This is a genomic window from Cupriavidus sp. 05T313 (assembly GCF_056396665.1).
The window spans coordinates 1-536 of the sequence record NZ_JBFTLX010000591.1 but is presented as its reverse complement, the minus strand read 5'-3'; the positions used below and the strand labels follow the sequence as shown (position 1 = coordinate 536).

The window sequence follows — 536 nt, the reverse complement described above, 5'->3', positions numbered from 1 at the left end:
CTCCACCACCGCGTCGATGTGGTCCTGCAGGTTGATGCCCGCCCGGCTCGAGTCAACAGTCTCCTTCCCAGGAAGGGTGAGGGGGCGGGGGCGGTGCCCTGCCGCTTCCAGGACGGGTGCCACCTCCTCCCATGATGAGGCGTCCAGCCAGAAACCCGGAACCATGATGATGTCCATGACCGCACCCTACTCCCGGTCCGGACACGGGAATACCGCCTCTCCTACCGTTTCCGCTTACGGTCCTTCCCCGCGGTCCGGCCTTGGCGTTCGGTGGCCTCGCGTTCCGCCCAGCGTTGCGATTTTCCGGCGGACACCACCTTCTGGTGCCACTCCCGGTAATAGGCGCGCTGGGCGGCGACGTCCGAGCGGCGTGCCAGCGCCGCCAGTTCCCGCTGCATCTTCAGGTAGGAGCTCCAGCGCCGTTCCTCCAGGACGCCGCCGTCAATCGCTTCCCGCACCGCGCAGCCTGGTTCACCGCCGTGGGCGCAGTCCGCGAAGCGGCAGCCGGCAGCCAGTTCCTCCACATCGCCGAACAT

General features: G+C 67.9%; 1 pseudogene. It reads right to left on the bottom strand.

The features are described from left to right. Positions 1-221 precede the first annotated feature (221 nt). A pseudogene (locus tag AC1DKD_RS41900) lies at positions 222-536 on the bottom strand (hypothetical protein); the annotation flags it as partial.